This window comes from Streptomyces sp. NPDC058637 (genome assembly GCF_042717325.1).
Taxonomy (GTDB): domain Bacteria; phylum Actinomycetota; class Actinomycetes; order Streptomycetales; family Streptomycetaceae; genus Streptomyces.
Genome location: NZ_JBHXRD010000001.1, coordinates 382,499 through 403,030, shown reverse-complemented (window position 1 = coordinate 403,030; position 20,532 = coordinate 382,499). Strand labels below are relative to the sequence as shown.

Annotated in this window: 14 protein-coding genes; 13 read left to right on the top strand and 1 reads right to left on the bottom strand. The window is 71.0% G+C overall.

Translation table 11 applies throughout. The features are described from left to right. Positions 1 to 8 precede the first annotated feature (8 nt). The 9 genes from ACFWVP_RS01870 (at position 9) to ACFWVP_RS01830 (ending at position 15,368) form a co-directional block, all read left to right on the top strand. Positions 9 to 1,934, top strand: a complete 1,926-nt coding sequence (locus ACFWVP_RS01870; protein ID WP_384492962.1) for a TIGR03960 family B12-binding radical SAM protein — start codon at positions 9 to 11, stop codon at positions 1,932 to 1,934. An 84-nt stretch (positions 1,935 to 2,018) separates the two neighbouring features. Continuing rightward, positions 2,019 to 2,924, top strand: a complete 906-nt coding sequence (locus tag ACFWVP_RS01865) for a hypothetical protein (RefSeq protein WP_384492961.1) — start codon at positions 2,019 to 2,021, stop codon at positions 2,922 to 2,924. Positions 2,925 to 3,122: 198 nt separating this feature from the next. After that, complete coding sequence (locus ACFWVP_RS01860) at positions 3,123 to 3,905, top strand: TIGR03936 family radical SAM-associated protein (RefSeq protein WP_384492960.1); 783 nt, start codon at positions 3,123 to 3,125, stop codon at positions 3,903 to 3,905. A gap of 230 nt (positions 3,906 to 4,135) precedes the next feature. Continuing rightward, positions 4,136 to 8,419, top strand: coding sequence for an Rne/Rng family ribonuclease (locus ACFWVP_RS01855; protein WP_384492959.1), 4,284 nt, complete (start codon positions 4,136 to 4,138; stop codon positions 8,417 to 8,419). A 330-nt stretch (positions 8,420 to 8,749) separates the two neighbouring features. Next, positions 8,750 to 9,868 carry a DegT/DnrJ/EryC1/StrS family aminotransferase gene (locus tag ACFWVP_RS01850; protein ID WP_384492958.1) on the top strand — a complete coding sequence of 373 codons (1,119 nt, stop codon included), beginning with the start codon at positions 8,750 to 8,752 and terminating at the stop codon, positions 9,866 to 9,868. Then, positions 9,865 to 10,887, top strand: coding sequence for a Gfo/Idh/MocA family protein (locus tag ACFWVP_RS01845; protein ID WP_384492957.1), 1,023 nt, complete (start codon positions 9,865 to 9,867; stop codon positions 10,885 to 10,887). The genes ACFWVP_RS01850 and ACFWVP_RS01845 overlap by 4 nt, the downstream gene beginning before the upstream one ends. Then, the gene (locus ACFWVP_RS01840) at positions 10,877 to 12,460 is read left to right on the top strand and encodes a glycosyltransferase family 4 protein (protein WP_384492956.1); all 1,584 of its coding nucleotides are present in this window, start codon (positions 10,877 to 10,879) and stop codon (positions 12,458 to 12,460) included. Before ACFWVP_RS01845 ends, ACFWVP_RS01840 begins: the two co-directional genes overlap by 11 nt. Further along, positions 12,457 to 14,088 carry a glycosyltransferase family 2 protein gene (locus ACFWVP_RS01835; RefSeq protein WP_384492955.1) on the top strand — a complete coding sequence of 544 codons (1,632 nt, stop codon included), beginning with the start codon at positions 12,457 to 12,459 and terminating at the stop codon, positions 14,086 to 14,088. Before ACFWVP_RS01840 ends, ACFWVP_RS01835 begins: the two co-directional genes overlap by 4 nt. Next, entirely contained in the window at positions 14,085 to 15,368 is a 1,284-nt protein-coding gene (locus ACFWVP_RS01830; RefSeq protein WP_384492954.1) for a nucleotide sugar dehydrogenase, read from the top strand. Before ACFWVP_RS01835 ends, ACFWVP_RS01830 begins: the two co-directional genes overlap by 4 nt. Before the next feature lie 147 nt (positions 15,369 to 15,515). Here the strand turns inward: ACFWVP_RS01830 and ACFWVP_RS01825 are convergent, their stop codons facing one another. Next, a complete protein-coding gene (locus ACFWVP_RS01825) occupies positions 15,516 to 16,127 on the bottom strand; it encodes an acyltransferase (protein ID WP_384492953.1) in 612 nt (203 codons plus the stop codon). A 334-nt stretch (positions 16,128 to 16,461) separates the two neighbouring features. Between ACFWVP_RS01825 and rplU the strand changes: the two genes are divergently transcribed. The 4 genes from rplU (at position 16,462) to ACFWVP_RS01805 (ending at position 20,408) form a co-directional block, all read left to right on the top strand. Beyond that, on the top strand, positions 16,462 to 16,782 hold the full coding sequence (gene rplU / locus ACFWVP_RS01820) for a 50S ribosomal protein L21 (protein WP_018551604.1): 321 nt from the start codon (positions 16,462 to 16,464) through the stop codon (positions 16,780 to 16,782). A gap of 14 nt (positions 16,783 to 16,796) precedes the next feature. Further along, positions 16,797 to 17,054 (top strand): 50S ribosomal protein L27, encoded by a 258-nt coding sequence (gene rpmA / locus ACFWVP_RS01815; RefSeq protein ID WP_056785490.1) that lies wholly within the window; start codon positions 16,797 to 16,799, stop codon positions 17,052 to 17,054. 140 nt (positions 17,055 to 17,194) lie between these two features. After that, positions 17,195 to 18,631, top strand: a complete 1,437-nt coding sequence (gene obgE, locus ACFWVP_RS01810; RefSeq protein ID WP_384492952.1) for a GTPase ObgE — start codon at positions 17,195 to 17,197, stop codon at positions 18,629 to 18,631. Positions 18,632 to 18,908: 277 nt separating this feature from the next. Further along, positions 18,909 to 20,408, top strand: a complete 1,500-nt coding sequence (locus ACFWVP_RS01805) for an SDR family NAD(P)-dependent oxidoreductase (protein ID WP_384492951.1) — start codon at positions 18,909 to 18,911, stop codon at positions 20,406 to 20,408. The last annotated feature ends 124 nt before the right edge of the window (positions 20,409 to 20,532 follow it).

Here is a 20,532-nt window from a genome sequence, read left to right as displayed (position 1 = left end):
GTCCCCAGATGTCTGCCGAGTCGGTCTTCCCACAGCTCGAAGCTCTGCTCCCGCATGTGCAGAAGCCCATCCAGTACGTCGGCGGTGAGCTCAACTCCACCGTCAAGCCGTGGGACGAATGCGACGTCCGCTGGGCACTCATGTACCCGGACGCCTACGAGGTCGGACTTCCCAACCAGGGCGTCATGATCCTGTACGAGGTGCTCAACGAGCGCGAAGGCGTCCTCGCCGAGCGCACGTACAGCGTCTGGCCGGACCTCGAAGAGCTGATGCGCGAGCACGAGGTGCCGCAGTTCACCGTGGACAGCCACCGACCCGTCGGCGCGTTCGACGTGTTCGGGCTGAGCTTCTCCACCGAGCTGGGCTACACCAACATGCTCACCGCCCTGGACCTCGCGGGCATCCCGCTGGAGTCCAAGGACCGCACCGTCGATCACCCGATCGTGCTCGCGGGAGGCCACGCCGCCTTCAACCCCGAGCCGATCGCGGACTTCATCGACTGCGCGGTCATCGGCGACGGCGAGCAGGCCGTCCTGGAGATCACCGAGATCGTCCGCGCCTGGAAGGCCGAGGGCCGGCCCGGTGGCCGCGAGGAGGTGCTCTTCCGCCTCGCGAAGACCGGGGGCGTCTACGTCCCCGGCTTCTACGACGTCGAGTACCTGCCCGACGGCCGCATCGGCCGCGTCGTGCCCAAGAAGTCCGGTGTGCCGTGGCGGGTGTCCAAGCACACCGTCATGGACCTCGACGAATGGCCGTACCCGAAGCAGCCCCTCGTGCCCCTCGCCGAGACCGTCCACGAGCGGATGTCCGTCGAGATCTTCCGCGGCTGCACCCGCGGCTGCCGTTTCTGCCAGGCCGGCATGATCACGCGCCCCGTGCGGGAGCGAAGCATCACCGGCATCGGCGAGATGGTCGAGAAGGGCCTCAAGGCCACCGGCTTCGAGGAGGTCGGCCTCCTCTCGCTCTCCTCCGCGGACCACACCGAGATCGGTGAGATCGCCAAGGGCCTCGCCGACCGGTACACCGAGGACAAGATCGGCCTCTCGCTGCCCTCCACCCGCGTCGACGCGTTCAACGTCGACCTGGCCAACGAGCTGACCCGCAACGGCCGCAGGTCCGGCCTCACCTTCGCCCCCGAGGGCGGCTCCGAGCGCATGCGCAAGGTCATCAACAAGATGGTCTCGGAGGAGGACCTGATCCGTACGGTCGCCACCGCGTACGGCAACGGCTGGCGCCAGGTGAAGCTGTACTTCATGTGCGGCCTGCCCACCGAGACCGACGAGGACGTCCTCCAGATCGGCGACATGGCGGTCAACGTCATCGCCAAGGGCCGCGAGGTGTCCGGCCAGAACGACATCCGCTGCACCGTCTCCATCGGCGGCTTCGTGCCCAAGCCGCACACCCCGTTCCAGTGGGCCCCGCAGCTCGGCGTCGAGGAGACCGACGCCCGGCTCGCCAAGCTCCGCGACAAGATCCGCGGCGACAAGAAGTACGGCCGGTCCATCGGCTTCCGCTACCACGACGGCAAGCCCGGCATCGTCGAGGGCCTGCTCTCGCGCGGTGACCGCCGGGTCGGCTCCGTCATCCGCGCGGTGTACGAGGCGGGCGGCCGCTTCGACGGCTGGCGCGAGCACTTCAGCTACGACCTCTGGATGAAGAGCGCCGAGAAGACGCTGCCGGAGTTCGGCGTGGACGTCGACTGGTACACCACCCGCGAGCGGACGTACGAGGAGGTCCTGCCCTGGGACCACCTGGACTCCGGCCTCGACAAGGACTGGCTCTGGGACGACTGGCAGGACTCGCTCGACGAGACCGAGGTCGAGGACTGCCGCTGGACCCCCTGCTTCGACTGCGGCGTGTGCCCGCAGCTCGACCTGGACATCCAGATCGGCCCGACCGGCAAGAAGCTCCTGCCGCTCACCGTGGTCAAGTAGCGACGAGGGACCGTCCGGGTGACAGCCCGGTGACGAAGGCCCGGCCGGGGAAACCCCCGGCCGGGCCTTCGCGTCCCGTACGGCATGGACCAGGACACACGCCGGACACCCGAGCCGTACGAAGGCGGGGAGGGCTGCCTGACCACCCTCATCAGGATCCCGGTGCGGATCGTCGTGCTCGTCCTCGTCCTGCCCGTACGGATGGTCCGGGACCTCACCGTCGCGGGGCTGCGGATCCTGGACCGGGCCCTGCTGCGTCCGCTGGGACGCGCCCTGGAGTGGCTGTACGACACCGTGTTCGCACCGGCCGGGCGGGCCCTCGCCCTGCTCGCCCACGCCGTCCTCGTGCGGCCCTGGACCGCACTGTGGCGTCACGTCCTCGTCCCGGTCGTGCGCCACGGCCTCGTCGGCCCGCTCGTGTGGCTGTACGGCGCCGTCCTCACGCCGGCCGGACACGGTCTGCGGTGGGCCTACCGCAGGGTGCTCGTCCCGATCGGCCGGGCCGGTGCCGCCGCGGTCGTCGGGCTGTTCACCGTCCTGCTGGTGTGGCCGGCCGTCGTACTGTGGCGTCACGTCCTCAAGCCGTCCGGGGCCGCCCTCGACCTGCTCGTCACCTACCTGGTCGTGCTGCCCGTCGCCTGGACGTACCGGCGCGCGCTCACCCCGGCCGGCCACGGCTTCCTGTGGGCACTCCTCGGGCTGGGGCGCGGGATCGCCGCCACCGGTCGGGGGCTGGTATTTGGTCGGCGCGCCGGTCACCTGGGCCTACCACGCCGTGTGCACGCCCGTCGGCCACTTCGTACGCGACACGGTCTGGGTGCCCACCGGACGGGCCGTCCTGGAGGCGGGGCGCGCGGCCCGGAGAGCGGTGGGCGCGGCCCGCGCCGCCGTGCGCACGGCGCGCCGGGACGCATGGCGCGCGCTGGTGGGACCGCCGCAGGTCGAAGAGGCGCGGGAACTCGAAGGGTCCGCTGCGCGTACCCTGGGTAGGACAACGACTGTCCCCAGCGCGGCGCCCGCACCAGAGATCTCCCCGCTCGCCCACAAAACCGGCGGTCGGGGGTGAGCCGGAGCGGCACCCCGGGGCACCCTGTACTTCGTGGACGGTACGCCACCGCGGCCGCCCCGCACCGAGGAGAAGAACCACTGGGCAAGCGACAGCCCGAAGGCCCGCCGCCCGCACCGGCGGTGCAGCGCATCCGACTGCGCTACACCAAGCGGGGCCGCCTCCGGTTCACCAGTCACCGTGACTTCCAGCGAGCCTTCGAGCGGGCGCTGCGCCGCTCCGAAGTGCCCATGGCCTACTCGGCCGGCTTCACCCCGCACCCGAAGGTGTCGTACGCCAACGCCGCCCCCACGGGGACGGGAAGCGAGGCCGAGTTCCTGGAGATCGCCCTCACCGAGGCGCGGGATCCGGCAACACTGTGCGAGCTGCTCGACGCGTCGATGCCGGACGGCCTCGACATCATCGACGCGGTGGAGGCCCGTACCCCGGGTCTCGCCGACCGGCTGACCGCCTCCGTCTGGGAGATGCGGCTGGACGGTGTCACCGTCGAGGACGCCGAGAAGGCCGTCACCGCATTCCTGGGCGCCGAGACCGTCGAGGTCCAGCGCCGCGCGAAGAACGGCATGCGGAGCTTCGACAGCCGTGCCGCCGTCGTCGACCTGCAGGCCCTTGATCCACAGCCCGATAGGTCCGGGGACAGGCCCTGTGCGATACTGCGGCTGGTTGTTCGGCACGTGACACCTGCCGTGCGACCCGACGACGTCCTGTCCGGTCTCCGAGCTGTGGCCGACCTGGCGCCGCCGGTCCCCGCAGCGGTGACCAGGCTGGCGCAGGGGCTCTTCGACGAGGAGTCCGGCACGGTGACCGACCCGCTCGCGCCTGACCGCGACGCGGCCCCGGCTGTGATTACCACGGCCGACCGGCCCGCCGTCGCGACGGCGCCGGAAGGTGCAGGTTCCGCGTAAGGCGGTCGTTGTAGCGCAGCCCTCTGACTCGGGAGCCACCTGGGTCGGGCCGCGCACCGCCCCATAAGACTTTCGCCAGGCCGTACGTCAACGCGTACGGAACCGGCGAGCCAGACATCAGTTCCCGTGCGGCGCCCGCGCCCCGGACGGCGGTATCGCCCACATAGAGCGAACCGAGCCGGACCGGAATCAGACGCGGCGCCCGGGAGCACGACGGGAGAACCGCCCGCATGCCCGAGCAGATCGAGTCCGGCACCGCCGGAAACACCGAAGACAACACCCCTGGCGACAAGCTGCCGCCGCGCCGCAGGCGCCGCGCCGCCTCCCGCCCCGCAGGGCCGCCGACCGGCGCGCCGGGCGAGGCCACCGAGGCCGCGCCGGCCGTACAGGCCGAGAGCGCCCAGGCCCCTGCCGAGGCCGTCGAGGCGGCCCCGCCGGTCCGTGCGCGTCGTCGTGCGGTCCGTAAGGCGACGGCTCCGGCCGGTGCGCCGCAGGCCGCCGAGGCCGTGCCCGAGCCGGTCGCCGTGGCGGCGCCCGCCGAGGTCCCCGCGGCCACGGATGAGACCGCGACGGGGGAGGCGGCTACGGAAGAGGCCGCTCCGCCGGTCCGTGCGCGTCGTCGTGCGGTCCGTAAGGCGACGGCCCCGGCCGGTGCGCCGCAGGCCGCCGAGGCAGTCGCCGAACCTGCTGCCGAGACGGTGCCCGCCGAGAGCCCCGCGGCCACGGGAGAGGTCGTCGAGGCCCCCGTCGCCGAGGCCCCCCGTGGACGTCGTCGCGCCACCCGCAAGGCGACCGCCCCGGCGGGTGCCCCGCAGCCGGTGGAGGCCGCCGAGCCCGCCGCTGCCGCCGAGCCCGCCGAAGCCCCTGAGGTCGCGGAGTCCCCTGTGGCCGCCGAGACCACTGAGGCCGAGGAAGCCGTCGAGCCCGTCGCCGCTCCGCGCGGCCGTGCCCGCCGCCGCGCCTCGGCTCCCGCCGGTGCGCCGCAGGCCGCGCAGGCCGTCGAAGCCCCGGCCGTGGCCGAGACCACGACCGCCGCCGAGCCGGCCGCGGAGGTGCCCGCCGCCGAGGCGCCCCGTGGACGTCGTCGCGCCACCCGCAAGGCGACCGCCCCGGCCGGTGCCCCGCAGCCCGTCGAGGAGATCGCCGAGCAGGAGGCCGCCGAGACCGGCGAGAGCCTCCCCGTCGCCGTCGCCGAGGAACTGGCCGCGGAGACCGAAGAGGTCGAGGAGGCCGCGCCGCGCGGCCGCCAGCGCCGCCGTGCCACCGCCGCCGCGGGCCGCCCGGAGTTCACCGGCAAGGTCGAGGAGCCGGTCCGCAAGGGCCGCCGCGCCGCGCGCCCCGCCGTGGCCGTCTTCCAGGCGCCGGTCTTCGCCGAGCCGATGTTCCAGACCCCGGAGACCGCGGCCGCTGCCGCTGCCGCCGCCGGATCCGGATCGCAGTACGAGGAGAACGACGAGTTCGAGGAGCCGAAGGCCCCCGAGCGCGCCCCGCGCAAGGCCGTGAGCCGGCAGGCCGCCGAACCCGGGCCCGTCGCCGAGGCCGATGCCGTCGAGCCCGAGGCCGCCGAGGCACCGCAGGGCGGTTCGCGCCGCCGCCGCCGCCGTCGTGGCGAGGCCGTCGAGACCGAGCCGGCCGCGACGCCCGTCACCCTTCCCGCCGCCGAGCAGCCCGTCGAGGACGAGCACGAGGCGGAGGCCGACTCCGAGACGGACGCCGAGCACGAGGGCGACGACACGGACGAGTACGGGGACCGTCCCTCCTCCCGCCGCCGCCGTCGCGGCGGCCGTCGCCGCCGCCGCGGTGAGACCAACGACGCGGACGACGCCGAGCAGCACGACGACACCGCGGACCGTTCCGAGGGCGAGCAGGACCAGGACGACGAGGACGAGGACGACCACGAGTCCGCCGCCTCCGGGTCCAGCAGCAGCCGTCGCCGCCGTCGCCGCCGCCGTCGCAGCGGGGACGCCTCGGGCGAGGAAGCCGCCACGGGCACCGACGACCCGGAGCGTACGGTCGTCAAGGTCCGCGAGCCGCGCCGCAAGGAGGCCGAGCGTGAGCCCGGCACCGGCTTCGACGAGGTCCAGTCCATCAAGGGCTCGACCCGCATGGAGGCCAAGAAGCAGCGCCGCCGCGAAGGCCGCGAGCAGGGCCGCCGCCGCGTCCCGATCATCACCGAGGCCGAGTTCCTGGCGCGCCGCGAGGCCGTCGAGCGGGTCATGGTCGTCCGCCAGAGCGGCGAGCGCACCCAGATCGGCGTCCTCGAGGACAACGTGCTCGTCGAGCACTACGTCAACAAGGAGCAGGCCACCAGCTACGTCGGCAACGTCTACCTGGGCAAGGTGCAGAACGTACTGCCGTCCATGGAGGCCGCCTTCGTCGACATCGGCAAGGGCCGCAACGCCGTCCTGTACGCCGGTGAGGTGAACTTCGAGGCGCTCGGCATGGCCCACGGGCCGCGCCGTATCGAGACCGCGCTGAAGTCCGGCCAGTCCGTCCTCGTCCAGGTGACGAAGGACCCGATCGGCCACAAGGGCGCCCGCCTGACCAGCCAGGTCTCGCTGCCCGGCCGCTACCTGGTCTACGTGCCCGAAGGCTCGATGACCGGCATCAGCCGCAAGCTCCCCGACACCGAGCGCGCCCGGCTGAAGACCATCCTCAAGAAGATCGTCCCCGAGGACGCGGGCGTCATCGTGCGCACCGCCGCCGAGGGCGCGAGCGAGGACGAGCTGCGCCGCGACGTCGAGCGGCTGCAGGGCCAGTGGGAAGAGATCCAGAAGAAGTCCAGGAACAGCGGCAGCTCCAACGCGCCGACGCTGCTCTACGGCGAGCCGGACATGACCGTCAGGGTCGTCCGCGACATCTTCAACGAGGACTTCTCGAAGGTCATCGTCAGCGGTGACGACGCCTGGGAGACGATCTACGGCTACGTCTCGCACGTGGCACCGGACCTCACCGACCGGCTGTCGCGCTGGACCTCCGAGGTCGACGTCTTCGCGACGTACCGGATCGACGAGCAGCTGATGAAGGCGCTGGACCGGAAGGTCTATCTGCCGAGCGGCGGCTCGCTGGTGATCGACAAGACCGAGGCGATGGTCGTCGTCGACGTCAACACCGGCAAGTTCACCGGCCAGGGCGGCAACCTCGAGGAGACCGTCACCAAGAACAACCTGGAGGCGGCCGAGGAGATCGTGCGCCAGCTCCGGCTGCGCGACCTCGGTGGCATCGTCGTCGTCGACTTCATCGACATGGTGCTGGAGTCCAACCGGGACCTGGTGCTGCGGCGACTGCTGGAGTGCCTGGGCCGGGACCGTACGAAGCACCAGGTCGCCGAGGTCACCTCGCTGGGCCTGGTCCAGATGACCCGCAAGCGGGTGGGCCAGGGCCTGCTGGAGTCCTTCTCCGAGACCTGTGTCCACTGCAACGGGCGCGGTGTGATCGTCCACATGGAGCAGCCGACGACCACCGGTGGTGGCGGCGGCAAGCGCTCCAAGAAGCGCGGACGCGGCGGCTCGGGCCAGGAGCACGAGCACGACCAGCACGTCGAGGACCACGAGCACGCCGAGCACCCGGCCGAGAGCGAGGCCGAGGTGGCTGCCGAGGCCGCCGCCCCGGTCGCGCTGCCCGAGCCGGAGTTCGCCGTGGACGAGGAGCTGTACAGCAGCGCGGCCGAGGCCGAGGCCGCGGCGACCCGTGGCCGTGGCCGCCGGCGCGCGACCCGCAAGGCGACGGCCCCGGCAGGCGCACCGCAGGCCGCCGCGGTGGCTCCGGTCACCGCACCCGCTCCGGAGCGCGCGGCCGAGCCCGCCCCGGTCGCCGAGGCGGAGCCGGTCGTGGCCGAGGAGCCGCGGACCGAGGCGGCCGTCGAGACCCCGGAGGCCGCTCCGGCCCCCGAGGCCGAGGCCGCGCCCCCGGCACGTACGCGCCGCCGGGCCACCCGGAAGGCGACCGCCCCGGCGGGCTCGCCCAAGGCGGCCGACGTGACGCCCCCGGTGCAGCCGGCCCGGCCCGCGGCGGAGCCCGTCGCGGTCGAGGACCCGGTCGTGGAGGCTCCGGCGGCCGAGGCCCCGGCGGCTCCGGCAGCTCCGGTGGAGGAGCCGGCTCCGGCCGCTCCGCCGCGGGCCCGGCGCCGGGCGACCCGCAAGGCCACCGCTCCGGCGGGCTCGCCGGCCGGTGCGGACGAGGCAGCGGTCGTCGTGGTCACGGGCACCCCCGCGACCGAGCCGGCCACCGACTCCGACACGCCCGACGCCCCGGCGGCGGACGACGCGGCTCCCGAGGCGGAGGCACCGGTCAGGAAGACGGCCGCCCGCAAGACCGCGAAGAAGGCCACGGCCAAGAAGGCGGCCACCGCGGCCACCAAGAAGACCGCCGCCAAGACGGTCGCGAAGAAGACCACCGCGAAGAAGACGACCACGAAGAAGGCAGCGGCGAAGAAGACCGTCGCGGCCGAGCAGTCGTCGCCTTCCGTGACGGCTTCGGCTTCGTCCGACACGTCGGGGCCGTCGGCCGGCTGACCGATTCTTCACCGGTTGTTCATCGATCCGTGTCCCGCTCCGAACCATTCGGAGCGGGACACGTGCTTTGTTTCAGAACTGATGCACTAGCGGGTTAACGGCCCCGAAATCACCTGAGAAATCCCTGATAATGTGACGGCGGTCGCTGACTGTGAGGTTCCTGGATGGAAACTACGGTCGGTGACCGACCCGGTTCAGGACAGACCGGGCCCAGATTCCTCGGTAGGGCGTCGGCATTCCGCCGGTGGGGTTATGCGCGGCCTCGTGAGACGTCCCGCGCCCCGGACCTCTGCCTGTTAAGAGCTCTTGCGGTGTTCAAGGAGGACGTCCATGACGAGCATCAACGAGCAGCCGATTCCTGCTGCCCGCCCGGTCATCGGTGAAGAAGAGATCGAGGCCGCGGTACGCGTGCTGCGCAGCGGTCGTGTGGTGCAGGGCCCTGAGGTCGCGGCCTTCGAGGAGGGCTTCTCCGAGCTGGTCGACGGCCGCCACTGCGTCGCCGTCAACTCCGGTACCTCCGCGCTGCACCTGCTGCTTCTCGCCCTCGGTATCGGCCCGGGCGACGAGGTGATCGTCCCGTCCTTCTCCTTCGCGGCCTCCGCCAACGCGGTCCGCCTCGTCGGTGCCGACGTGGTGTTCGCCGACATCGAGCCCGGCAGCTACGGCCTGGACCCGGCCGCCGTCGAGGCCGCCGTCACGCCGCGCACCGCCGCGATCATGCCGGTGCACCTCTACGGTCACCCGGCGGCCATGGACAAGCTCATGCCCATCGCCGAGAAGCACGGACTCGCGGTCGTCGAGGACGCCTGCCAGGCGCACGCCGCGGCCCTGAACGGCACCCCGGTCGGCGCGTTCGGCGCAGGCGGAACGTTCAGCTTCTACCCCACCAAGAACATGCACTCCCTCGAGGGCGGCATGGTCACCACGGCCGACGCCGAGCTCGCCCGCACCCTGCGGCTCCTGCGCAACCAGGGCATGGAGCAGCGGTACGCCAACGAGATCGTCGGCGCCAACATGCGCATGACGGACGTGTCCGCAGCCGTCGGCCGCGTACAGCTGGCCAAGCTCGGCGGCTGGACCGAGCAGCGCCGCGCCAACGCCGCGTTCCTCGACGCGCACATCATCGCGCCGAGCGTGACGACGCCGCCGGTCGCCGAGGGTGCCCACCACGTCTACCACCAGTACACGATCCGGGTGCGGGGCGACCGCGACGCCGCGATGGCGAAGCTCACCGAGGCGGGCGTCGGCAACGCCGTCTACTACCCGACCCCGATCCACCGGCTCAAGCCCTACTGGGGGCCGGACCAGAAGGCCGGCCGCACCTGGGACCTGCCCGAGACCGAGAGCGCCGCCGCCGAGGTCGTCTCGCTGCCCGTCCACCCGTCGCTCAGCGAGGGTGAGTTGGCACGTATCGCCGACGCCGTGAACGCACTGGGGGAGAACCTGTGACCGCCGCCGTACTGCGGGCCGGACTCGTCGGCCTCGGTTCCATGGGGCGCCACCACGCCCGTGTGCTCGCCGGACTCGAAGGTGTGACCCTGGTCGGCGTCGTCGACCCGATGGGCGACAAGAACGGCTGGGCGCAGGGCGCCCCCGTCCTGTCGACCGTCGAGGAGCTCATCGCCCTCGGCGTCGACTACGCGGTCGTGGCCTGCCCGACCGCGCTGCACGAGACGGTCGGCCTGCAGCTGGCCGACGCCGGTGTCTGCGCCCTGATCGAGAAGCCGCTGGCCGACACCGTCGAGGGCGCCCGCCGCCTCGTGGAGGCCTTCGAGTCGCGCGGCCTGGTGGCCGGCGTCGGCCACATCGAGCGCTGCAACCCGGCCCTGCTCTCGCTGCGCAGCCGCCTGGAGGCCGGCGAGCTCGGTGACGTCTTCCAGGTCGTCACCCGCCGGCAGGGCCCGTTCCCGCACCGGATCGCGGACGTCGGCGTGGTCAAGGACCTCGCCACGCACGACATCGACCTGACGGGCTGGGTGACCGGCCAGACGTACACCTCGATCGCGGCCCACACCGTGTCGAAGTCCGGCCGCCCGCACGAGGACATGGTCTCCGCGGTGGGCCAGCTCTCCGACGGCACCATGGTCAACCACCTGGTCAACTGGCTGAGCCCGCTCAAGGAGCGCTTCACCTCGGTCACCGGCGAGCGCGGCTGCTTCATCGCAGACACGCTCACCGCCGACCTCACGTTCCACTCGAACGCGGCGGTGACCACCGAGTGGGAGGCGCTGCGCGCGTTCCGCGGTGTCTCCGAGGGCGACATGGTCCGCTACGCGATCCCGAAGCGCGAGCCGTTGCTCGTCGAGCACGAGCTCTTCCGGGACGCCGTGCGGGGCGAGTCGGCGGACATCTGCACACTGCGCCAGGGGCTGCGTACCGTTGAGGTGGCGGCTTCGGTTCTGGAATCGGCCCGGAGTGGCCGAACGATTGTTCTTGAGACAGGAGAGCCCGCTCATCATGGCGGTTGAGAGTTCGGTGGCGGGGGCGCAGCGCGGCTCCCGTGGCAAGATCGTCATGCTGGTCGACAACGGCGTGAACGGGGACTCGCGCGTCCAGAAGGAGGCACGTTCCGCGGCCGCGGCCGGCTGGGACGTCGTCCTGCTGGGCAAGTCCCCGACGAAGAAGGAACAGTCCTGGCAGCTCGGTGACGCCGAGGTGCGGCTGCTCCACGTCCCGACCCCCATGCACCGCAGGCGGCACGAGTACCGTCGCGCTGTGCTGAGGTCGCCGCTCGCCTACAAGCCGGGTCCGCTGGCCGCGTACCGCAAGCAGCGGATGAAGGCCTGGCGGAGCGAGCTGAACATCCAGCTCATCCAGGCGGGACGGCAGGGCTCCGCCGTCGGCAGGCTCAAGCTGATGCCCTCGCGGCTCGTGTCGCGCGTCATGAGCAAGTGGGTCGGCCTGCGGGTCAAGCAGACGAACTCCCTGGAGCAGCGTCGCAAGGACATGCAGTCCCCGCTCGACCGCTTCACCACCGCCTTCTGGCTGCGCACCATGGGCGACCGGGCCTGGCGCCGGCTCGACCCGGCACTCTGGGACATGGAGCTCGCGTACGGGAAGGTCATCGACTCCCTGCAGCCCGATCTGATCCACGCCAACGACTTCCGCATGCTCGGTGTGGGCGCGCGGGCGAAGCTGCGGGCGGAGGCCAGGGGCCGCTCCGTCAAGCTCGTCTGGGACGCCCATGAGTTCCTGCCAGGCATCAAGCCGTGGAACTCGCACCCGCGGTGGCATGTCGCGCAGTGCGCCTACGAGCGTGAGTTCTCGCAGTACGCCGACGCCGTGACGACGGTCTCCGAGACCCTCGCCGAGATGCTCGCGGAACGGCACGGCCTGAAGGCCAAGCCGGAGGTCGTGCTGAACGCGCCCGACGCGGAGATCTCGCCCGAGCAGGCCGCCGAACCCGTGCCGGACCTGCGTGAACTGTGCGGGATCGGGCCGGACGTACCGCTCACCGTCTACAGCGGTGCCGCCGCCCCGCAGCGCGGGCTCGACATCATGGTCGAGTCGCTGCCGCAGCTGCCCGGGACGCACGTCGCGTTCGTCGTTCTGCGGCCTACGTCGGACTACATGAGCCAGCTGACCGCGCGGGCCGTGGAGCTCGGTGTCTCGGACCGGCTGCACATCCTCCCGTACGTGCCGCACTACCAGGTCGTCCCGTTCCTGGCCACGGCGGACGCGGGTGTCATCCCGATCCACCACTGGCCGAACCACGAGATCGCCCTGATCACGAAGTTCTTCGAGTACTCGCACGCCCGTCTCCCGTTCGTCGTCAGCGACGTCAAGACGATGGGCGACATGGTCGCGCAGACCGGCCAGGGCGAGGTGTTCACGGCGGAGGACGTCGCGGACTACGTCCGCGCGGTCGCGGCCGTGCTCGCCGACCCGAAGAAGTACCGCGACGTCTACGACTCCGACGGACTGCTCGACGAGTGGACCTGGGAGGCGCAGGCGGAGGTGCTCGACGGCGTCTACACCCGCGTACTCGGCGGCGGTACCCGCAGCAAGGCCGCCGTGCCAGTTGCTCAGGTGGTGGCATGACCGGAGGACCCGATGCCACAGTCGTCGTGGCCGTCTACAACACGATGCCGTATCTGACGGAGTGCCTGAACTCCCTCGTGCGCCAGAGCATCGGCCTCGACCGCCTGGAGATCGTGGCGGTCGACGACGGATCGACGGACGGGAGCAGCGCCGAGCTCGACCGGTTCGCCGAGCGTTACCCCGGCACGGTCAAGGTCATCCACCAGGCCAACTCGGGCGGTCCCGCAGCGCCCAGCAACAGGGCCTTGGACGTGGCCACCGGCCGGTTCGTGTACTTCATCGGTTCCGACGACTACCTGGGTGAGGAAGCCCTGGAGCGGATGGTGGCCTACGCGGACGAGCACGAGTCCGACGTGGTCGTCGGCAAGATGGTCGGCACCAACGGCCGTTACGTGCACCAGAAGCTGTACAAGAAGAACGACCCGGACGTCAGCCTCTTCCGTTCGAGCCTGCCGTTCACCCTGGCGAACACCAAGCTCTTCCGCCGCTCGCTGGTCGAGGAGCACCGGCTGCGGTTCCCCGAGGACCTGCCGGTCGGAAGCGACCAGCCCTTCACCATCGAGGCGTGCGTGAGGGCCCGGAAGATCTCGGTGCTTTCGGACTACACCTTCTACTACGCGGTGAAGCGCGGCGACGCGAGCAACATCACCTACCGGGCCAACCATCTGTCCCGGCTGCGCTGCACCGCCGCGATCATGAAGCACGCCGCCTCCCTCGTGGAGGCGGGCCCCGACCGGGACGCGCTGTTCAAGCGGCACTTCACCTGGGAGCTGGCGAAGCTCGTCCAGGACGACTTCCCCGCCTTGGACGCCGACACCCGGCGCGAGGTCTGCGAAGGAATCGCCGCGCTCGCCGACGAGTACCTCACCGACGAGCTCAAGGACTCTCTGGACGTCAAGCGCCGGGTGCGGATCTGTCTCGCACGGGCGGGTGCCGTGGACGAGCTGATCCGGGCTGTCACCGAGGAGGCCGAGCAGGGCGCCCCACCCTTCCACCTCGAGAACGGCCGGGCCTTCGCGCTGTACCCCGGCTTCCGTGACGAGGCCCTCGGCCTTCCCGACCGATGCTACGAGCTGGTCGGCGAGGCCGTGCCCGGACGCCTGGCCCAAGGGACGTCACTGGTCGCCGCGGAGTGGGACCAGACCGGCGACGACCTGCACCTGGTTCTCATGGCACGGATCGGCGTCCTCGGCGACACCGGATCGCTGACCGTGCGCCTGGCCAAGGGCGCCATGCCGAAGAGCGCGGACAAGGCCGGCGCACGCCGGCTGCCGGCGGAGCAGGAGCCCCCCCTCCTCGAGGGAGAGCTCACCCGTGCCGTGTCCGAGGACGGCCGGGCGACGGTAGTGCGTAGCCGGATCCCGGTCCAGGCCACGAAGTCGAAGCTCGGCGTCCGCGTGTATGTGGACGTGGCGGGCTCGACGTACGAGATCCCGGTGAAGACCGGCGGCAGACCACTGCCCCTGGCCCGCCGCTGGCGGCAGGCCGTCCCGTACAGGGTGTCGGCGAACCAGAACCCCAAGGGCCGGCTCGTGATCACGACGGCCCCTCTGTGGGAGATCAAACCCGGTGCGGGCAAGCGGCTGCGCCACATGCTGTCCAGGCTGAAGAGGAAAGTAACCCGATGAACATCTGTGTAGTCGCGCTCGGCAAGATCGGCCTTCCGCTCGCCGTGCAGTTCGCAGCCAAGGGCCACAAGGTCATCGGCGCGGACGTCAACGACAAGGTCGTCGAGCTGGTCAACGCGGCCACCGAGCCGTTCCCCGGCGAGCACGACCTGGACGTCAAGCTCAAGGAGACCGTGGGCGCGGGCCTCCTCTCCGCGACGACCGACACGACGGCCGCCGTCGCCGCGTCCGACGCCGTCGTGGTCGTCGTCCCGCTGTTCGTGGACGCCGAGGGCACGCCGGACTTCGGCTGGATGGACTCCGCGACGAGGGCGATCGCCGCGGGCCTCAAGCCGGGCACCCTCGTCAGCTACGAGACCACGCTGCCCGTCGGCACCACCCGTACGCGCTGGGCGCCGATGCTCGCCGAGGGCTCCGGCCTCACCCCGGGCGTGGACTTCCACCTCGTCTTCTCCCCGGAGCGGGTACTGACCGGCCGTGTCTTCGCGGACCTGCGCCGCTACCCCAAGCTCGTGGGCGGCATCGACGAGGCGTCCGCGCAGCGCGGTGTGGAGTTCTACGAGTCCGTGCTCGACTTCGACGACCGCGAGGACCTGCCGCGTCCGAACGGCGTCTGGGACCTCGGCACGGCGGAGGCCTCCGAGCTCGCCAAGCTCGCCGAGACCACCTACCGCGACGTCAACATCGGTCTGGCCAACCAGTTCGCCCGGTTCGCCGACAAGAACGACATCGACGTCAAGAAGGTCATCGAGGCCTGCAACAGCCAGCCGTACAGCCACATCCACCAGCCCGGTATCGCCGTCGGCGGCCACTGCATCCCGATCTACCCGCGGATGTACCTGTGGAACGACCCGGAGGCCACCGTCGTGCGCTCGGCCCGTGAGGCGAACGCCGCGATGCCCGAGTACGCCGTCGACCTGTTGGCCGCCGCCTACGGCGACCTGGACGGTGTCGGAGTGCTGGTGCTGGGCGCCGCCTACCGCGGTGGCGTCAAGGAGACCGCCTTCTCCGGGGTGTTCGGTGTGGTCGAGGCGTTGAAGGCGCGCGGCGCGGTGCCGTTCGTCTCCGACCCGATGTACACGGCCGACGAGCTGACCGCACACGGCCTCGTGCCGCACGAGGGCCAGACCGTCACCGCCGCGATCCTGCAGGCCGACCACGCCGAGTACCGCGAGCTGGCCGCCGCCGACCTGCCGGACGTCCGCGTCCTGGTCGACGGCCGTCGTACGACGGACCCGGCCAACTGGGCGGGCGTCCGCCGCGTCGTCATCGGCGGCTGACCCCTTTCGCGGTGCAGCAGGAAGGCCCCGCCCGCGTCGAAGGTGGGGCCTTCCTGCGTGCTGTGGTCCGGAAGCCGTCCCGACGGGCTGCTCCCGGCCGCGGGGGCCCGGGGCAGGCTTTCCCGGGGCCTCCCGGGCGTCCGCGGTTCAGAGTGTCCCGGCGGCGCGTTCTGTGAGGATGCCGTCGGTCTCGTCGTGCAGCGTGCCCGTCTGCGGACATTCCCAGACCCCCGGCTCGTCCGCACGCTCGACGAGCTTCACCCCGGACCGGCCCACCCAGCCGATCCGGCGGGCTGGCACGCCTACGACCAGCCCGAAGTCCGGCACGTCCTTCGTCACGACGGCACCTGCCGCGACCATGGCCCAGCGCCCGATCCGTACCGGCGCGACGCAGACGGACCGTGCCCCGAGAGAGGCACCCTCGGCGACCTTCACACCCACGGCCTCCCAGTCGCCGCCGCGCTTCTGCTTGCCGTCGGGGTCCACGGAGCGAGGGTTGTGGTCGTTGGTGAGGACCACCGCGGGGCCGACGAAGACGCCGTCGCCGAGCTCGGCCGGCTCGTACACCAGGGCGTAGTTCTGCAGCTTGACGTTGTCGCCGATCCGCACGCCCGTTCCGACGTAGGCGCCGCGGCCCACCACGCAGCCCACGCCGAGCCGTGCCCCCTCGCGGATCTGAGCGAGCTCCCAGACGCTGCTGCCGTCACCGATCTCGGCCGACTCGTCGACCTGGGCGGTGGGCTGGACCCTGTAGTTCATGTGCGGCGCCTTCCGGAGAGCTGATTTGCCCGCAGAGCATACGATCTCCGCGCCGCGTCCCTCCCCCGCGGTGTACCGCGAGGGAGCGGGAGCCCGCTCCCGGGGTGCCGACCGGACACCGGTCACGACAGGGGAGACGGGGCCGGTTTGACCCCCCGGACACGGCCCCGTAGCCTTGCCCCTCGGCGTGTTTCCATGCGTCTACCCCTGAGCACATCCCTCCCGGTGGATCCGTCCCCGGGGGAGGCCGCTCATCCTTCCGGACCGTCGCGGGCCTCGGCCTGCGCGAACGGCTGGCTTCAGGGGATCCGTTCCGAGTGAGAGAGAGATCCGCGTGTACGCCATCGTGCGCAGCGGTGGTCGCCAGCACAAGGTTGCTGTCGGCGACATCGTTGAGGTTGACAAGATTCCCACCGCCAAGGTTGGCGACACGGTCGAGCTCTCGACCCTGCTCGTTGTCGACGGCGACGCCGTGACCAGCGACCCCTGGGTCCTGGACGGCATCAAGGTCCAGGCCGAGATCGTGGACCACCACAAGGGCGCGAAGATCGACATCCTTCGCTACAAGAACAAGACGGGCTACCGCCGTCGCCAGGGCCACCGTCAGCAGTACACGGCGATCAAGGTCACCGGTATCCCCGCGGCTGCGAAGTAAGGGACTGAGGAGACATGGCACATAAGAAGGGCGCATCGTCCACTCGGAACGGGCGCGATTCCAATTCCCAGCGGCTCGGCGTGAAGCGCTTCGGCGGTCAGGCCGTGAACGCCGGTGAGATCCTGGTCCGCCAGCGCGGCACCCACTTCCACCCGGGCACGGGCGTCGGCCGTGGCGGCGACGACACGCTGTTCGCGCTGACCGCCGGCGCGGTGGAGTTCGGTACCCACCGTGGCCGCAAGGTCGTGAACATCGTTCCCGTCGCTGCCTGAGTCAGGCAACGGCGAGGCGACACAGTACCTCCCGAGGGCGGATCTCAGCTTTCCCGGTAATCGGGGAAGCGGGTCCGCCCTCGGCGTGTTACGTCAAGAGACAATCCCGTATTTATCGGCAGTACCTGGAGGCACCAACCATGACCACCTTCGTGGACCGCGTCGAGCTGCATGCCGCCGCGGGTAACGGAGGCCACGGCGTGGCCTCCGTACACCGTGAGAAGTTCAAGCCGCTGGGCGGTCCCGACGGGGGCAACGGCGGGCGCGGCGGCGATGTGATCCTCGTCGTCGAGCAGGCCGTGACCACACTGCTGGACTACCACCACCACCCCCACCGCAAGGCCACGAACGGCCAGCCCGGCGCCGGTGACAACCGCTCCGGCAAGGACGGCCAGGACCTCGTGCTCCCCGTCCCGGACGGCACCGTCGTCCTCGACAAGGACGGCAACGTCCTCGCCGACCTGGTCGGCCAGGGGACCACCTTCATCGCCGGCCAGGGCGGCCGCGGCGGCCTCGGCAACGCCGCGCTGGCCTCGGCCCGCCGCAAGGCCCCCGGGTTCGCGCTGCTGGGCGAGCCGGGGGAGAGCCGGGACATCGTCCTGGAGCTCAAGACCGTCGCCGACGTCGCGCTCGTCGGCTACCCGAGCGCCGGCAAGTCCTCGCTGATCTCGGTGCTCTCCGCGGCCAAGCCGAAGATCGCGGACTACCCCTTCACGACCCTCGTGCCCAACCTGGGCGTCGTCACCGCGGGCTCGACCGTCTACACCATCGCGGACGTCCCCGGGCTCATCCCGGGCGCCAGCCAGGGCAAGGGCCTCGGCCTGGAGTTCCTGCGGCACGTCGAGCGCTGCTCCGTCCTCGTGCACGTCCTGGACACCGCGACGCTGGAGTCGGACCGCGACCCGGTCTCCGACCTCGACATGATCGAGGAGGAGCTGCGGCTGTACGGCGGCCTGGAGAACCGGCCGCGCATCGTCGCGCTCAACAAGGTCGACATCCCGGACGGCCAGGACCTCGCCGACATGATCCGCCCGGACCTGGAGGCACGCGGCTACCGCGTCTTCGAGGTCTCCGCCATCGCGCACAAGGGCCTCAACGAGCTCTCGTACGCCCTCGGAGGGATCATCGCCGAGGCGCGCGCCACCAAGCCGAAGGAGGAGTCGACCCGGGTCGTCATCCGTCCCAAGGCCGTCGACGACGCGGGCTTCACGGTGCAGCGGGACGACGAGGGCATCTACCGCGTGCGTGGCGAGAAGCCCGAGCGCTGGATCCGCCAGACCGACTTCAACAACGACGAGGCCGTCGGCTACCTCGCGGACCGGCTCAACCGCCTCGGCGTCGAGGACGCGCTCCGCAAGGCCGGTGCGCAGGCCGGCGACGGCGTGGCCATCGGGCCCGAGGAGAACGCGGTCGTCTTCGACTGGGAGCCGAGCATGGCCGCCGGTGCGGAGATGCTCGGCCGTCGCGGCGAGGACCACCGCCTGGAGGCTCCCCGCCCCGCCGCGCAGCGTCGCCGGGAGCGGGAATCCGAGCGCGACGACGCGCAGCGCGAGTACGACGAGTTCGACCCCTTCTAGGCGCGGTGCCGGGCGCCCCTCCTCGCCGGGGGGCGCCCGGATTCACAGAGAACTGCCAGGTAGGGGGCGGTTGAGGGGCCGACGATGTGCGGATTGGGTAACACGTCTGTGGAGTCCGTCACTCCAGTTGTGGGCCCCGTGGGGCCAACCTGCCTGGCCAGGCAGTGAACTGCAGGTTTCCCAGAGGCGAGCAGCGGTAAACGTCCGCCTTGCGAGACGGTCACGGAGAGTGCGACCATCACACTGTCTCCCCCTGTCGTCGCAAGGTAGGTCGTCTGTGTCTGTGCCGCATGAAGCCAAGCCCCGGACCACAGCGGTCGTGCTCGCCGGTGGTACCGGTCAGCGAGTGGGACTGTCGATCCCCAAGCAGCTGCTGAAGATCGCCGGTAAGGCAGTCATCGAACACACGCTGACCATCTTCGAGAACGCCGAGGACATCGACGACGTCATCGTGCTGATGGCACCCGGCTTCGTACCCGACGTCGAGAAGATCGTCGCCAAGGCCGGCCTGACCAAGGTCACCAAGGTCATCGAAGGCGGCAACACCCGCAACGAGACCACCGAGCGCGCCATCGAGGCCCTCGGCGAAGGTCTCGCGGAGGGCGAGGACCGCAACGTCCTCTTCCACGACGCGGTCCGACCGCTCCTGTCACAGCGCGTCATCAAGGACTGCGTAGACGCCCTCGACCGCTACCAGGCGGTGGACGTCGCCATCCCGTCCGCGGACACGATCATCGTGACCCGCACCCACGGCGAGGACGGCGAATTCATCACGGACGTCCCGGACCGGTCCCGGCTGCGCCGCGGCCAGACCCCGCAGGCGTTCAAGCTCTCCACGATCCGCAAGGCGTACGCGATCGCGGGCGGCGACCCCAACTTCCAGGCCACCGACGACTGTTCGGTCGTGCTGCGCTACCTCCCCGACGTACCGATCTACGTGGTCGCGGGCGACGAGTACAACATGAAGGTGACCCAGCCGGTAGACGTCTTCATCACCGACAAGCTCTTCCAGCTGGCCTCCACCGCGGCCCCGCGCCAGGCCGACGAGGCCGCCTACCGCGAGCTGCTCTCGGGCAAGACCCTGGTCGTCTTCGGCGGTTCGTACGGCATCGGCGCGGACATCGCCACGCTCGCCGAGCAGTACGGCGCCAGCGTGTACGCGCTGGGCCGTTCCACGACCGGTACGCACGTCGAGAACCCGGAGCACGTCGACGACGCGCTGTCCAAGGCGTACGCGGACACCGGCCGCATCGACTACGTCATCAACACCGCGGGCGTGCTGCGCATCGGCAAGCTGGCCGAGACCGACAACACGACGATCCAGGAAGCGCTGAACGTCAACTACCTGGCGCCCGTCCAGATCGCCCGTGCCTCCTACAAGTACCTGGCTGAGACGCAGGGCCAGTTGCTGCTCTACACCTCCAGCAGCTACACCCGGGGGCGGGCCGAATACAGCCTCTACTCCTCCACCAAGGCCGCCATGGTGAACCTCACGCAGGCGCTCGCGGACGAGTGGGCCGGTGAGGGCATCCGGGTCAACTGTGTGAACCCGGAGCGCACCGCCACCCCCATGCGCACCAAGGCGTTCGGCAAGGAGCCCGACGGCTCCCTGCTCTCCTCCGAGGCCGTGGCGCGCACCTCGCTCGACGTGCTCCTCTCCGCGATGACCGGACATGTCATCGACGTACGCCAGCAGGACCCGACCCGTAACGCCACCGGATCCTCCGGATTCGAGCAGGCATTGGCCTCGGTGTTGGACCGTCAGGAAGATGTGTAATAATTCTTGACAAATGCACTTTTTCGGGCCTCTGTGATCGCAGAAATGCGACCGCGGAGGCCCGAATGCGTGAAGCCGCATCTTCACATTTCCCTCCATACGTGAAACAACCGGCACCCCCTGG

Bases quoted from the DNA above. Each gene is read 5' to 3' on its own strand.
- ACFWVP_RS01870 (WP_384492962.1), top strand. From the start codon at position 9: ATGTCTGCCGAGTCGGTCTTCCCACAGCTCGAAGCTCTGCTCCCGCAT.
- ACFWVP_RS01865 (WP_384492961.1), top strand. From the start codon at position 2,019: ATGGACCAGGACACACGCCGGACACCCGAGCCGTACGAAGGCGGGGAG.
- ACFWVP_RS01855 (WP_384492959.1), top strand. From the start codon at position 4,136: ATGCCCGAGCAGATCGAGTCCGGCACCGCCGGAAACACCGAAGACAAC.
- ACFWVP_RS01850 (WP_384492958.1), top strand. From the start codon at position 8,750: ATGACGAGCATCAACGAGCAGCCGATTCCTGCTGCCCGCCCGGTCATC.
- ACFWVP_RS01840 (WP_384492956.1), top strand. From the start codon at position 10,877: ATGGCGGTTGAGAGTTCGGTGGCGGGGGCGCAGCGCGGCTCCCGTGGC.
- ACFWVP_RS01835 (WP_384492955.1), top strand. From the start codon at position 12,457: ATGACCGGAGGACCCGATGCCACAGTCGTCGTGGCCGTCTACAACACG.
- ACFWVP_RS01830 (WP_384492954.1), top strand. From the start codon at position 14,085: ATGAACATCTGTGTAGTCGCGCTCGGCAAGATCGGCCTTCCGCTCGCC.
- ACFWVP_RS01825 (WP_384492953.1), bottom strand. From the start codon at position 16,127: ATGAACTACAGGGTCCAGCCCACCGCCCAGGTCGACGAGTCGGCCGAG.
- rpmA (WP_056785490.1), top strand. From the start codon at position 16,797: ATGGCACATAAGAAGGGCGCATCGTCCACTCGGAACGGGCGCGATTCC.
- obgE (WP_384492952.1), top strand. From the start codon at position 17,195: ATGACCACCTTCGTGGACCGCGTCGAGCTGCATGCCGCCGCGGGTAAC.